12 protein-coding genes are annotated in these 13,551 nt (G+C 73.0%); 8 read left to right on the plus strand and 4 right to left on the minus strand.

Annotation, left to right across the window (positions count from 1 at the left end):
- Positions 1-141: 141 nt before the first annotated feature.
- On the minus strand, positions 142-594 hold the full coding sequence (locus ACFYMM_RS28635; protein WP_388391458.1) for a DUF6114 domain-containing protein: 453 nt from the start codon (positions 592-594) through the stop codon (positions 142-144).
- A 4-nt stretch (positions 595-598) separates the two neighbouring features.
- Entirely contained in the window at positions 599-1,297 is a 699-nt protein-coding gene (locus tag ACFYMM_RS28640; protein WP_388391460.1) for a DUF6230 family protein, read from the minus strand.
- A gap of 654 nt (positions 1,298-1,951) precedes the next feature.
- Here ACFYMM_RS28640 and ACFYMM_RS28645 point away from each other — a divergent pair.
- A complete protein-coding gene (locus tag ACFYMM_RS28645) occupies positions 1,952-2,605 on the plus strand; it encodes a Tat pathway signal sequence domain protein (protein ID WP_388391462.1) in 654 nt (217 codons plus the stop codon).
- Between the two features lie 18 nt (positions 2,606-2,623).
- Here the strand turns inward: ACFYMM_RS28645 and ACFYMM_RS28650 are convergent, their stop codons facing one another.
- Positions 2,624-3,559 carry a lytic polysaccharide monooxygenase gene (locus tag ACFYMM_RS28650; protein WP_388391464.1) on the minus strand — a complete coding sequence of 312 codons (936 nt, stop codon included), beginning with the start codon at positions 3,557-3,559 and terminating at the stop codon, positions 2,624-2,626.
- A 413-nt stretch (positions 3,560-3,972) separates the two neighbouring features.
- On the opposite strand from ACFYMM_RS28650, the gene ACFYMM_RS28655 reads away from it, so the two are divergent.
- The 6 genes from ACFYMM_RS28655 (at position 3,973) to ACFYMM_RS28680 (ending at position 11,049) form a co-directional block, all read left to right on the plus strand.
- Complete coding sequence (locus ACFYMM_RS28655) at positions 3,973-4,620, plus strand: ScbR family autoregulator-binding transcription factor (protein ID WP_388391466.1); 648 nt, start codon at positions 3,973-3,975, stop codon at positions 4,618-4,620.
- Positions 4,621-4,642: 22 nt separating this feature from the next.
- Positions 4,643-5,824: a damage-control phosphatase ARMT1 family protein gene (locus tag ACFYMM_RS28660; RefSeq protein ID WP_388391468.1), complete on the plus strand. Its 1,182-nt coding sequence runs from the start codon at positions 4,643-4,645 to the stop codon at positions 5,822-5,824.
- A 122-nt stretch (positions 5,825-5,946) separates the two neighbouring features.
- Complete coding sequence (cyc2, locus tag ACFYMM_RS28665; RefSeq protein WP_388391470.1) at positions 5,947-8,106, plus strand: germacradienol/geosmin synthase Cyc2; 2,160 nt, start codon at positions 5,947-5,949, stop codon at positions 8,104-8,106.
- Between the two features lie 78 nt (positions 8,107-8,184).
- On the plus strand, positions 8,185-8,760 hold the full coding sequence (locus ACFYMM_RS28670) for a PDZ domain-containing protein (RefSeq protein ID WP_388391472.1): 576 nt from the start codon (positions 8,185-8,187) through the stop codon (positions 8,758-8,760).
- A 121-nt stretch (positions 8,761-8,881) separates the two neighbouring features.
- Positions 8,882-10,009, plus strand: coding sequence for an aminopeptidase P family protein (locus ACFYMM_RS28675; RefSeq protein WP_388391474.1), 1,128 nt, complete (start codon positions 8,882-8,884; stop codon positions 10,007-10,009).
- Between the two features lie 53 nt (positions 10,010-10,062).
- Positions 10,063-11,049 carry an aminoglycoside phosphotransferase family protein gene (locus tag ACFYMM_RS28680; RefSeq protein ID WP_388391476.1) on the plus strand — a complete coding sequence of 329 codons (987 nt, stop codon included), beginning with the start codon at positions 10,063-10,065 and terminating at the stop codon, positions 11,047-11,049.
- Positions 11,050-11,065: 16 nt separating this feature from the next.
- Here ACFYMM_RS28680 and treZ read toward each other — a convergent pair whose 3' ends face one another.
- Positions 11,066-12,811, minus strand: coding sequence for a malto-oligosyltrehalose trehalohydrolase (gene treZ / locus ACFYMM_RS28685; RefSeq protein WP_388391478.1), 1,746 nt, complete (start codon positions 12,809-12,811; stop codon positions 11,066-11,068).
- Between the two features lie 173 nt (positions 12,812-12,984).
- On the opposite strand from treZ, the gene ACFYMM_RS28690 reads away from it, so the two are divergent.
- Positions 12,985-13,536 (plus strand): FHA domain-containing protein, encoded by a 552-nt coding sequence (locus tag ACFYMM_RS28690; protein WP_388391480.1) that lies wholly within the window; start codon positions 12,985-12,987, stop codon positions 13,534-13,536.
- Positions 13,537-13,551 lie beyond the last annotated feature (15 nt).

The following is a 13,551-nucleotide window of genomic DNA, read 5'->3' on the forward strand; positions in this document are numbered from 1 at the left end:
GGGGGGTGGTGTGGGGGGGGGGGGGGGGGGGGGGGGGGGGGGGGGGGGGGGGGGGGGGCGGGGGGGGGGGGGGCGGCGGCCGGGGGGGGGGGGGGCGCCCCCCCCCCCCCCCCCCCCCCACCCCTCACTCGCCGTATGTCGTCACGCGGTTTGCCGGCCCGCTCCTTCGCCGAAGCCCTGCGCGGCGGCCTGCGCCCGTCTGCGCCGCTCGCGGCGGCTCACCCGCGGCTCCTGGTCGGGGGCCCAGCCGAAGGCGAGGCAGCTGCCCACGGCCCCCAGCAGGAGTCCGACGAAGAAGCCGCCCAGGTTCGAGGTGAGCCAGGTCCCCAGGGAGACCAGCATGCCGATGATCGAGTAGAAGAGCCGCTGTGTCGGGTTGAACAGGATCAGCAACCCCAGCAGCGCCATCATGACCGGCAGCAGATAGCCGGCCAGGCCCTGCATGCCGATGTGCATCACGACCTTCAGCGAGGCCTTCTCGGTGACCAGGATCTCGACCCCGCCCAGGGTGAGCAGCAACCCGCCCCAGAACGGCCGGTCGGACCGCCAGTCGCGGAAGTCGGACTTCAGTTCCTGCTGTGGACCGTCCGGCATGGGATCAGCAGCCCGAGTCGCTGAAACGGAGCTTGAGGCCGGGGAGCTTGAACACACCTGCCGTCGTGGCGTAGTTGGTCTGCCGCAGGTTGCCGATGTGCACAGTGTCGGCCTGCTGGCTGAACACGCCGATCGGGCCCTTCGCGTTGGCCTTGGTCAGTGTGCTGGCGTCGTTGCCGATCTCGATGTTGTTGAACGAGGCGTCACCGGTCAACTCGGTCGAGTCGGTGGTGAGGTCGGTCGCGGACACCTTCTCCGCGCCGCCGCCGGCGGTGATGAGCAGGTTGATGCCGCCCAGGTCCACGCTCTGGCACAGCTTGGTGAGCGTGGCGTTCTTGATGGCGGAGGTGACCACCAGCTCCTGACCGCCGGTGTCCCCGGCGTTCGGGCTGCCGGGTGCCATGTTGTCGAGTCCGCCGAACTGCTCGAACCCGGTGCCGTTCAGCTCCGTGGCGGTGACCGTGAAGGGCATCCCGGAGATCGCGAACTGCACACCCAGCGCGCCCTGCGCGGTGAAGATCGCGAGACCCGCGACGACCAGCGTGGCGGGGACCGCCATCACGGCGGCCCGGCGCGCCCGGACCCGTCCCCGTCTCTCGCCGCCGCCGGGCACTCCGGACGCTGCTGAGACTTCGGATTCGGAACCGCTTCCCGGGTTCTCGGGGGTGTTGTCGGCGGACGAGAAGTCCGGGGACGAGGCCATGTCTGCTCCCATGCGAATCATGCGGTTGGGCATCGTTGGCGCGTTGTCCTGGCGCGGACAGCGGCTGCCGCGCACGCTCCCGGCACTCCCGGCGGGTGCAAGGGCTTTCTCGTTACGCGGCAGTAGCCTCCTGGAAGTTACCGCCGGTTACTTTGAAGGGTCAAGAGAGATGTGAAAAAAGGGTGTTGAATGTGCGTCAGCCGTGCTGCCAGCGCTTTCGCGGCCGATCCGGGTTTTTGATCAAAGCCCCAGCAAGGGCGCCAACTCCCTTGATCCAATGGCAGTCTGACACATGATCAGCCTTGACGGCGGCGGCTGCTCAGGTCTACAACTCTCCCTGGTTTCCCTCGGGTCCGTGGCGCCGGACCCGCCGAGCGGCACAGGCCGCTTTTACCGGCCTTCTTCACCCAACCGCTCGCTCGACGCGGCACCGGCACGACCGCTTCCCCCCTGCGGTCCGTGCCCGGCCGCCCTCACCCGGCCCGGCCGGAGGCTTCCCCCCCCGAGGCCCCCGGCCGGTGACCGGCCAGGCCGCCGTCGCCGGCCCGTCCCGTACGGAGAAGGCGTGACGGGCCGGCGACGGCCGGCGCTCCCACGCGCCACCACCCCCCACTTCACCCCACCCAGCCCCCACCCCAGAAATGAGGCACCCGCATGCGTACGTCCTCCCTCCTCGCCCTCGCCGGAACCGTCGCCGCCCTGTCGCTGACGGCGGCCGTCCCCGCCTCCGCTGACGGCGGCGCCGTCCTCACCACCGGTTCCGCGGGCGGTACCGCCGTCGCGGTCGGCGACGTGCTGAGCGCGCCGCTGGCCGGCGGCACCTCCGCCAACCTGTACTCCAGCGCGACCGGCACCAGCGGCGTCAGCTGCAAGTCGTCCACGTTCACCGCGACGGTCGCCGACAACCCCGCCGCCCCGGGCACGGCGACCGAGTCGGTCTCCGGGCAGACCTTCGACAGCAGCAGCTGCACCAGCAACGTCCTCGGCGTGACCGGCGTCACCAGCATCACCGTCGACAACCTGCCGTACACCACCTCGGTCGCCTCCGACGGCACCCTGACCGTCACCCCGGCGAGCGGCTCCACCATCCAGACCACGGTCAAGCTGCGCACCCTGCTGGGCAGCATCACCTGCGTCTACCAGGCCCCGAGCCTGACCGGCAAGGCCGACAACACCGACAACAGCATCGCCTTCACCAACCAGCAGTTCACCAAGGTCTCCGGTTCCTCGCTGTGCTTCGCCAGCGGCTACTTCACCGCCAAGTACGCCCCCGTCACCGACGCGGGCGCCCCGGTCTTCGTCAACTGACCTTCTTGGAGCAGGCGTTCAGCGTCCACGCAGACGCATCGCCAAGGCGGCGCCCCCGGTGAGCACCAGCACCGCGGCGGCGCCGCCCGCCATGAGCGGCGCCGAGGGACCCGAACCGGCGTCGGTGTCCGAGGCGACCGGGGTACTGCCACCGGTCGCGCCCTCGGACGGCGGGGCGGCCGAAACGGGCCGCTTCGCCCCGGCGGTCGTGGACCCGGCCGCCGAGGGGCCCGCCGGGGCCGAACGTGACGGCTCGGCACTCGCCCCCGCCCCGCCCGCCGCCGTCGCGGCCGGCTTCGCGCCGGGCCCGGAGAACACCACGTCGGAACACGAGTAGTAGGTGTCCGGCGTGCTGCTGTTCTGCCAGATCGTGTAAAGCATCTGACGCCCCGTCCGGTCCGTCGGCAGCTTCGCTCCGATGTGGTACGCCCCGTTCGTCAGCGGCGGGTCGGTGACCTCCGCGAACGGACGCGTGGGCAGGTCGGACCACTTCAGCGGCCTGGCCGGGTCGTATCCGGGCTTGGTGAGGTACAGCTTGAACGTGCCGGCGTGCGCGATGGTCGAGGCGTACGTCATCGTCAGCCGGCCGCCCGGGGCCAGCCGCGTCGACGGCCAGTCCGTCCGGGCCAGATCGAGCCCCTTGTAGGCGGGCAGGTTCCCGCTGCACAGCTTTCCGTCCGGGATCACCTGCCGGTCCCGGCCGCCGACCCCCGACACCCGCAGGTCGTCCCACGCGGTGAAGGGCGCGCCGTTCGCCGCGACCGCCGCCCGGCACGCCGCCGACCCGGCCGCGCCACCGCCCTGGGGGGAGCAGGCGTACACCCGGCTGACCGGGTCCGTGGGCGCCCCGTGCGCCTGGGCGGACCCCGCCGCCCACGACAGGAGCAGGAGCGGCGCCGCGGCTGCGGCCCCGGCGGCTCTCAGGGCTGTGGGGCGGGCGGTCGTCCGAGTCATCCGGGACGTCTCCTCGGCGGGCGCGGGAAAGGGGTGTGCCGCCTCCAGTACGGGAATCGGGGCCGCCGCGTTCACTCCAGGCACGGTACCGACCGGCCCGCCCGTTTCGAGAAGCGCTGGAGGCGGCATTGAGAACCGACCGTCCGCCTCGTATCGTGTCGATCATGGGTGCGGAGCCCCGCTGTTCCGAGGGCTTCCGGAAACCGGCAGGACACCGAGGGAGGGACGGATTCCGATCTCGTCCGTTTACGGAGTGTCGAGAAGGGTGATGGTGTCTTCACCACAGTTACACGTGTCGGGTACCGCCTCCGCCCGCCTGGTTCCGGATTCCCCACGGTGAGTTATCGTGTGCGAGGGGTTAGAAACAAACCGCATGTCCCGTTCTGTTTAGAGCCGCGAGGAGAGTGCAGTCGATGGCGAGGCAGTTACGCGCCGAGCAGACCCGCGCAACGATCATCACGGCCGCGGCCGACCTGTTCGACCGGCACGGCTACGAGTCCACCAGTCTGAGTGACATCGTCGACCACGCCCAGGTCACCAAGGGAGCGCTGTACTTCCACTTCGCCGCCAAGGAGGACCTGGCGCACGCCATCCTGGAACTGCAGGCCAACGCCTCACGCCAGGTGGTGAGCGAGATGGAGAGCCGCGGCTACTCCTCGCTGGAGGCCCTGATGCGGGCGACGTTCGGGATCGCCCGGCTCTCCGTGGAGGACCCGGTCCCGCGCGCGGGGCTGCGGCTGGCCACCGCGGACGTCCCGGTACGCCCACCGCTGAGGCACCCCTTCACCGAGTGGCTGGAGTTCGCCGGCCGCAAACTCGGCGGCGCGGTACGGGAGTCGGACCTGCACCCGGACACCGACGTCGGCGCGGTCGCCCACTCCCTCGTCTGCTTCTTCGTCGGCACCCGGGTGGCCGGCCGCTCCCTCGAACCCGTCGGACGGCTGCCCCGCCGGGTGGCCGAGATGTGGCACCTCATGATCCGGGGCCTGGTCCCGGTGCACCGCCGTCCCCGCTATCTGACCCTCGCGGCGCAACTGGAGCGCGAGACCAGACCCGTCTGACCGGCGCGGTACGGTGACGGCCATGCCTCTCGCCCCCGCCGCGCCCGTGATCCTGGGCAACGAAACCGGTACGTTCCCGCACAGTGTGCTGGCCGAACGGCACCCGGCGATCATCCGCCAGGTGCGGGACGCCCTCCCGTACGGCCCCGGGCAGCACCGCGCGCTCGACGCGCTGCTGGCCGAGTGCGCCGAGGGCGTGATCAGGCCGCTGCCCACCGACGCGCCCGACCGGGACCGGTGGCGGGACTGGGGCCTGGACGCCCACGGCGGGCGGTCCTGGTTCGACGTGCCCTGGCTGTGGTCCGAAAGCTACTTCTACCGCCGTCTCCTCGACGCCGTGGGCTACTTCGGGCCGGGTGCCTGGCAGGGCATCGACCCGTTCCGCCCCTCCAAGCTCGCCGAACTCCACGCCGAGGAGACCGACGAGGAACTGGCGGCGCTCGACGCGCTCCAGGACCGGCCGGCCGACGAACGGGCCCGCGCCCTGCTGCACGGCTCGCTGTGGGGCAACCGCGCCGACCTCGGCTTCAGGCTGTCCACCGCCGGCGCCGGGGCCCAGGAGGCGGTCCCCGCCCTGGTCGCAGACGACAGCGAGCGGCTGTGGTCGCTGCTCCCGCACTCCGGCACCGGCACGCTCTGCCTGGTCGCGGACAACGCGGGCCGCGAGCTGATCCCCGACCTGCTCCTGATCGCCCACCTCCTCGCCGAGCAACGGATCGGCCGCGCGGTGCTGCACGTCAAGCCGTACCCGTACTACGTCTCCGACGCCACGACCGCCGACGTGGTCGACGCGCTGCGCCGGCTCGTCTCGGCGCCGGGCGCCGCCGCCGGGTACGGACGGCGGCTGTGGTCGGCGATGGCCGACGGCCGCCTCGCCGTGCGCGCCCACCCCTTCTCCTGCGCCCCGCTGTCGTACGACGCCATGCCGTCTGACCTGCGCGCCGAGTTCGCCGGCGCCACCCTGACGATCGTCAAGGGCGACCTCAACTACCGCCGTCTGGTGGGCGACCGGTGGTGGCCTCCGACCACCCCCTTCCAGGACGTCACCGCCTACTTCCCCGGCCCGGTCGCCACGCTGCGCACACTGAAGTCCGACGTGATCACCGGCCTGACCGCCGCCACCGAGACGGCGCTGGACGCGGCGGAGAGCGGACGCTGGCGCACCGCGGGCACGCACGCCCTGGTCCAGGTGTCCGCCAAGTGACCTGCGACCGGTCAACACACCTACAGGCGGCTGGAGTTCCCGGTTTGCGCGGGGTTCACGCGATGGTGTGATCGCGGTGCGCGCGGCGGATGGCCGTACCGGACCGCGGGTAGGGCCCGGCCATGACGCAGCCGTTCGAACTCCCGCGCTTCTACATGCCGTACCCCGCGCGGCTCAACCCGCACCTCGACGAGGCGCGCGCCCACTCGACCGCGTGGGCGCGCCAGATGGGCATGCTGGAGGGCTCCGGGATCTGGGACCAGGCCGACCTGGAGGCGCACGACTACGGACTCCTGTGCGCCTACACCCACCCCGACTGCGACGGCACCGCACTGTCGCTGATCACCGACTGGTACGTGTGGGTGTTCTTCTTCGACGACCACTTCCTGGACATGTACAAGCGCACCCAGGACCGCTCCGCCGGCAAGGCCCACCTCGACCGGCTCCCGCTGTTCATGCCCCTGGACCTCACGACCCCCGTACCCGAGCCGGAGAACCCGGTCGAGGCGGGTCTCGCCGACCTGTGGGCGCGCACCGTTCCGTCGATGTCCGCCGACTGGCGCCGCCGCTTCGCGGTCGCCACCGAGCACCTGCTCAACGAGTCCCTGTGGGAGCTGTCCAACATCAACGAGGGGCGGATCGCCAACCCCGTCGAGTACATCGAGATGCGCCGCAAGGTGGGCGGCGCCCCCTGGTCGGCGGGGCTGGTGGAGTACGCGACCGCCGAAGTGCCCGCGCAGGTCGCCGGCTCCCGGCCGCTGAGGGTGCTCATGGAGACCTTCGCCGACGCCGTCCACCTGCGCAACGACCTGTTCTCCTACCAGCGGGAGGTGGAGGACGAGGGCGAGAACAGCAACGGCGTGCTCGTCCTGGAGACCTTCTTCGGCTGCACCACCCAGCAGGCCGCCGACACCGTCAACGACATCCTCACCTCCCGCCTCCACCAGTTCGAGCACACCGCCCTCACCGAAGTGCCCGCGCTCGCCCTGGACAAGGGCCTGACCCCTCCCGAGACCGCCGCGGTGGCGGCCTACACCAAGGGACTGCAGGACTGGCAGTCCGGCGGCCACGAATGGCATCTGCGCTCCAGCCGCTACATGAACGAGGGCGCGCTCTCCACCTCGCCGTGGCAGGCCCCGACAGGCCCCGGCACCGCCGCCGCCGACGTCGGCGCGCTGCTCGCCTCGGCCGCCGCCGAGCGCCTGCGCGCCTACACCCACGTGCCCTTCCAGAAGGTCGGCCCCTCCCCGCTGCCCGACTTCCACATGCCCTACGGCCTCCAGCTGAGCCCGCACCTCGACACCGCCCGCCGGGACCTGGTGACCTGGTCGCACCGCATGGGCCTCCTCCAGGAGGGCGTCTGGGACGAGGACCGGCTCGCCGCGTCCGACCTCGCGCTCTGCGCCGCCGGCCTGGACCCGGACGCCACCCGCGAGGCCCTCGACCTCAGCGCCCACTGGCTGGCCTGGGGGACGTACGGCGACGACTACTTCCCGCTGGTCTTCGGCCACCGCCGCGACCTCGCCGCCGCCCGGCTGGCCACGGCCCGGCTGTCGCAGTGCATGCCCGTCGCGGGCGAGCCGCCCCTCCTCCCCGGCAACGCCCTGGAGCGCGGTCTGACCGACCTGTGGGCGCGGACGACCGCGCGGATGACCCCGGAGCAGCGGCACACCCTGAAGGCCGCCGTGGACACCATGACCGAGAGCTGGGTCTGGGAGATCTCCAACCAGCTGCAGAACCGCATCCCCGACCCCGTCGACTACCTGGAGATGCGGCGCGCCACCTTCGGCTCCGACCTCACCCTGAGCCTGTGCCGGATGGGCCAGGGGCCCGCGATCCCGCCGGAGGTGTACGCCAGCGGACCGGTGCGCTCGCTGGAGAACGCCGCCATCGACTACGCGTGCCTGCTCAACGACGTCTTCTCCTACCAGAAGGAGATCGAGTACGAGGGCGAGATCCACAACGCGATCCTCGTCGTGCAGAACTTCTTCGGCGTCGACCACCCGACCGCGCTCGGCGTCGTGCACGACCTGACGACCCAGCGCATGCAGCAGTTCGAACACGTCCTGGAGCACGAACTGCCCGTTCTGTACGACGACTTCCGGCTCTCCGGCGAGGCACGCGAGGCCATGGAGCGCTATGTCGCAGACCTGCGGAACTGGCTGGCCGGCATCCTGAACTGGCACCGGGAGGTGGACCGCTACAAGCCCGGCTACCTCGCCCGCCGCGCCCACGGCTTCCTGCCGGACCGGCCGCCGGCCCCGGTGCTCGCCCTGGGCTGAGGCGTATCAGTCTCACTCGTTCGTGGCTCGTGGCGGGCCCGTGCGCCGGGTAGAGCACCAGCCGGAGGCGAGCGAACCATGGAACAGACTGTGTTGCGTCCCAAGCCGATGCCCGGCCGGAAGCCACGGGACGGGGACGGGGACGGCGGCACCCCGCGCCCCGCCCGGCGCCCGCACGCCGCGCGCCGGCGCGGCCGGCGGATCAGGGCCGTGCTGTTCGGGCTGTTCGTCGGCGGTGTCCTCGTGCTGTCCGGCGTCGGCATCGGCACGGTTGGCGCCACGGTGATCGGCATGAGCAGACTCGCCGAGCTGCAACGCCAGGCCCGGCACCCGGCCCCGCCGGCCCCGGCCGCCCCCTCCCCGGCCCCGGGCACCGCCCGCGCGGTGCCCGGGCTGACCCTGGGGGTGGAGGCGGTGGACGCCGAAATGCCGGGGGCGCTGATCGTGGCCGTGCACGTCCCGGGCCCCGGCTACACCGCGGGCCTGGTGCGCGGCGACGTGCTCCTCAAGGTCGGCGCCACCCGTGTGGCCACCGCCGCCGACCTCGCGCGGGCGGTCGCCCACACCCGCCCGGGAGCCGAGGTGACCCTCACCGTGCGGCACCGGGGCGGCGGCTACCAGCGGCTGACGGCGGTCCCCGGGGTCGTCGTCTGAGGGACGGCCGGGCCCCGGACACGGCGGAAGTCGCCCATCGGCTCGCGCGGCCCCCCGGCGAAGGGCAGGATGCTGCCCGAGACCCTTCGCCGCCCGCCCCTACCCGCGCCCGGAGGCCCGGATGACCGGCAGCACGCCCGCGCCCTTCACCGCCGACGACTACAGGGCCCGCATGGAGCGGGCCGCCCGCTCCGCGGCCGACGCCGGCCTCGCCGGACTGCTGGTGGCACCCGGCCCGGACATGGTGTGGCTCACCGGGTACACACCCACCGCGGTCACCGAACGGCTCACCCTGCTGGTCCTGGCCGCCGGACGGGACCCGGTGCTCGTCGTGCCCACCCTGGAGGCCCCCGACGCCGAGCACGCCACCGGCGCCACCGCCCTCACCCTGCGCGACTGGACCGACGGCAAGGACCCCTACGCCGTCACCGCGGCCCTCCTCGACCGCGGCGGCCGGTTCGGCATCAGCGACAACACCTGGGCCATGCACCTGCTGGGCCTGCAACAGGCGCGCCCCGACACCTCCTACGCCTCCCTGACCACCGCCCTGCCCATGCTGCGCGCCGTCAAGGACGCCGCCGAGCTGGAACTGCTGGCAGCCGCCGGAGCGGCTGCCGACGCCACGTTCGAGGAGATCCGGAAGGTTCCCTTCGCCGGGCGCCGCGAGTCCGACGTCGGCCACGACCTCGCCGGCCTGCTGCGCCGCTTCGGGCACTCCCAGGTCGACTTCACCATCGTCGGCTCCGGACCCAACGGCGCCAACCCGCACCACGAGGTCGGCGACCGCGTCATCCGGCCCGGCGACATGGTCGTCCTCGACTTCGGCGGCCTCAAGGACGGCTACGGCTCCGACACCACCCGCACCGTGCACGTGGGCGAGCCCACCGCCGAGGAGCGCGAGGTCCACGACCTGGTGCGGGCCGCCCAGGAGGCGGGCTGCCGGGCGGTGCGGCCCGGTGTCGCCTGCCAGGAGGTCGACCGGGCGGCCCGCGCGGTGATCAGCGAGGGCGGGTACGGCGCGTACTTCATCCACCGCACCGGCCACGGCATCGGCGTCACCACGCACGAGCCGCCGTACATGATCGAGGGCGAGGAACAGCCCCTGGTGCCCGGCATGTGCTTCTCCGTGGAGCCCGGCGTCTACCTGCCCGGCCGCTTCGGGGTGCGCATCGAGGACATCGTCACTGTCACCGGCGACGGCGGGCGCCGCCTCAACAACACCACCCGCGAGATGGTCATAGTGGACTGAGAGGGCATAACGGGCACCTACTGGCAGACCTTCGAACGGCAACGGCGCGACCCATGACCCAGGCACCGACACCCACCGCGGACACCGTCAGCCGACTGGTCCGTTCGCTGCTCAAGGAGAGCGCGGACGGCGCCACGGGACCCGACGTCCGGCCCGTCACGGAGGGCGGCGGGCACTCCACGTGGTGGGTCGGCACCCGCTACGTGCTCCGTCTCGCCCGCGACCGCGAGGCCGCCGCGCTCCGGCGCCGCGAACTGCGCCTGCGCGACCTGGTGCGCCCGCACCTGCCCGTCACCGTCCCCGCCAGCGTGGCGCACGGCGAGTGGGCCCCGGGGCTGGCCTACACCCTCGACACCCTGGTGCCCGGCGGCACGGCGGAGGAGCACGACGTCTCCGCCGTCGGCGAGGCCGATCTCGCCGGGCTGCTCACGGGGCTGCGCGAGGTACCCGTACGGCAGGCCGAGACGCTCGGCGTACCTCGCACCGCCCCGCGCTCGCTGGAGGCGCTGCGCCGGATGGCGGTGCGGTCCGCCGAACGCCTCGCCGCCGCCGACGAGTTCGACGCCGCCCGGCTGCTGCAGCTCACACCGCCCGGCGCGGCCCAGCTCGCCGCCCAGCCCGGCACCGCCGTGCTGACCCACCACAACCTCCGGGGCGAGCACCTGGTGGTCAGCGCCGACGGACGGGTGCGCGGCGTGCTGGACTGGACCGGCGCGGCCGTCGGCGACCCCGCCGAGGACATCGCCGGACTCGCCCGGGCCGTCGGCTCCCCGGCGGCCGTCCGCGCCGCCACCCTCGCCGGTTACGCCGCCCGCCCCTGCCTGCGCGGCCTGTGGCTGGCCCGCTGCGACACCGTCATCCGTCTCGCCGACCGCCTCGAAGGCCGCGGGAGCGGCCCCGTGCCACTGCTGCGTACCCAGCTGAGGCGGGCCTGGGAGGCGATCCTGCTGGAACGGGTGACCGAGTCCAAGGAGGACGAGGGCGGCGCCGACGAAGGAGACGGGGACGGGGGCGGGGACGCGGGGGGCGCGGAGCTGTGAGGCGCCGGGCCGGCGGTCAGGCCTGGGCCAGCAGCACGCACGACTCGCCGGGCATCTGCAGCAGCCCGTCCGGGCCCGGTGCCGCCACCGTGTCCCAGGCGGCGAGGACCTCCAGCCGACCGGTGCCGAGCGGGATCGCGGCCGGCTCCTTGCCGAGGTTGACGGCGACCCGGACGTCCCCGCGCCGGAAGGCGAGCCAGCGGGCCTCCTCGTCGAGCGCCACCTTGGTGTCGGCGAGGTCGGGGTCGGTGAGGTCCGGCTGTTCGCGGCGCAGGGCGATGAGCCGGCGGTACCAGGCCAGCACGCGCGCGTGCGGCTCGCCCTCCGGTTCCGACCAGTCGAGGCAGGAGCGCTCACGGGTCGCCGGGTCCTGCGGGTCGGGTACGTCCTCCTCGGCCCAGCCGTGCGCCGCGAACTCCCGCCGCCTGCCGCGCCGTACCGCCTCGGCCAGTTCCGGGTCGGTGTGGTCGGTGAAGAACTGCCAGGGCGTGCCCGCCGCCCACTCCTCGCCCATGAACAGCATCGGGGTGAACGGCGCGGTCAGCGTCAGCGTCGCGGCGCAGGCCAGCAGACCGGGGGAGAGGGAGGCCGACAGACGGTCGCCCTGGGCCCGGTTGCCGACCTGGTCATGGGTCTGGGCGTAGCCCAGCAGCCGGTGCCCGGCCACCCGTGCGCGGTCCAGCGGGCGTCCGTGCCGGCGGCCCCGGAAGCTCGAACGGGTGCCGTCGTGGAAGTAGCCGCCGGTGAGGGTCTTGGCGAGGGCGGCGAAGGGGGCGTCCGCGAAGTCGGCGTAGTAGCCCTGGGACTCACCGGTCAGCGCGGTGTGCAGGGCGTGGTGGAAGTCGTCGTTCCACTGCGCGTGCACTCCCAGGCCGTTCTCCGCGCGCGGGGTGATGATCCGCGGGTCGTTGAGGTCGGACTCGGCGATCAGGGACAGCGGCCGGCCCAGCTCGGCACCGAGCGCGTCCACGGCCGTCGACAGCTCCTCCAGGAAGTGGTGGGCGCGCGTGTCCCGCAGCGCGTGCACCGCGTCCAGGCGCAGCCCGTCGAGCCGGTAGTCCCGCAGCCAGGCCAGCGCGCTGCCCAGCAGGTACGCGCGCACCTCGTCCGAGCCGGGCGCGTCCAGGTTGACCGCGGCACCCCAGGGCGTGTGGTGCCGCTCCGTGAAGTACGGCCCGAACAGCGGCAGGTAGTTGCCCGACGGGCCGAGGTGGTTGTGCACGACGTCCAGGACGACGGCCAGGCCCAGTTCGTGCGCCCGGTCGACAAACCGTTTCAGCGCCTCGGGGCCGCCGTAGGGCTCGTGCACCGCCCACAGCGAGACCCCCTCGTACCCCCAGCCGTGCCGCCCCGGGAAGGGGCACAGTGGCATCAACTCCACGTGGGTGACGCCCAGTTCCACCAGATGTTCCAGTCGGCCGGCCGCCGCGTCCAGGGTGCCCTCGCGGGTGTACGTGCCCACGTGCAGCTCGTAGAGCACCGCGCCGGGCAGCGGGCGCCCGGCCCACGCGGCCCGCCACGCGTACCGCCCGTGGTCGACGACCGCGCTCAGCCCGTCCGGGCCGTCCGGCTGACGGCGCGAGCGCGGATCCGGCAGCACCGGACCGTCGTCCAGCGCGAACCCGTACCGCGTTCCGTCGCCCGCCGGAGCCTCCCCGGTCCACCAGCCCGCGCGCTCCGGATCGCGCTCCAACGCGCGCGTGGCCCCCTCGCACTGGAGCGTCACACGGTCTGCCTGCGGTGCCCACACCTCGAACTGCACGGACGGTTCCCCTTCGTCTGTTCACCGTGATGTAGCGCGTCCATCGTGCCGCGAAAGCGATCAATCCGCCTTTGCATCCTCCTTTCCCGACAGGTGTCGCCGCAAGCACGCGCGCGTGCGGGCCGTTTCCGGTCTTCTGGACACCCGGGGTTCACTGACCGACAATCAGCTGCGTGACGTCGTCCTTCGAGTTCTCCACGTACCCCGCGCGGCTGTCCGACGCGGAGCGCGACAAGGCGCTCGAGGTGCTCCGCGACGGCGTCGCCCAGGGCCGCCTGTCCCACGAGACGTTCGTCCGCCGCATGGAACTGGCGCTCGCCGCCCGCCACGCCGACGAACTCGCGGCGCTCACCGCGGACCTGCCGCGCGAGAACCGTTTCTCCCGCGCGCTCTTCGGTAGCGTCGAGGCCGTCTCCGGGTTCACCGTACGACTGCGCCGCGCCTGGCAGGCCGAGCGGCTGCCCAAGCTGCTGCTGCCGCACCCGTCCCGCGGCCACGCGCTGCGCATCGGCCGGGACCCGGCGAGCGGACTGCGGCTGAACCACGAGACCGTCTCCCGGGTGCACGCCGAACTCAGCCGCCAGGGCGGCCTGTGGGTCCTCAGGGACCTCGGCTCGACCAACGGCACCACGGTGAACGGGCGCCGCGTCATCGGCGCCGCCGTCGTCCGCGAGGGCGACCAGGTCTCCTTCGGGCGGATGGCCTTCCGGCTCGCCGTGGACTGAGACCGTCCGGAGCCC

The organism is Streptomyces sp. NPDC006739 (assembly GCF_042869815.1).
In the GTDB taxonomy this organism is placed as follows: domain Bacteria; phylum Actinomycetota; class Actinomycetes; order Streptomycetales; family Streptomycetaceae; genus Streptomyces.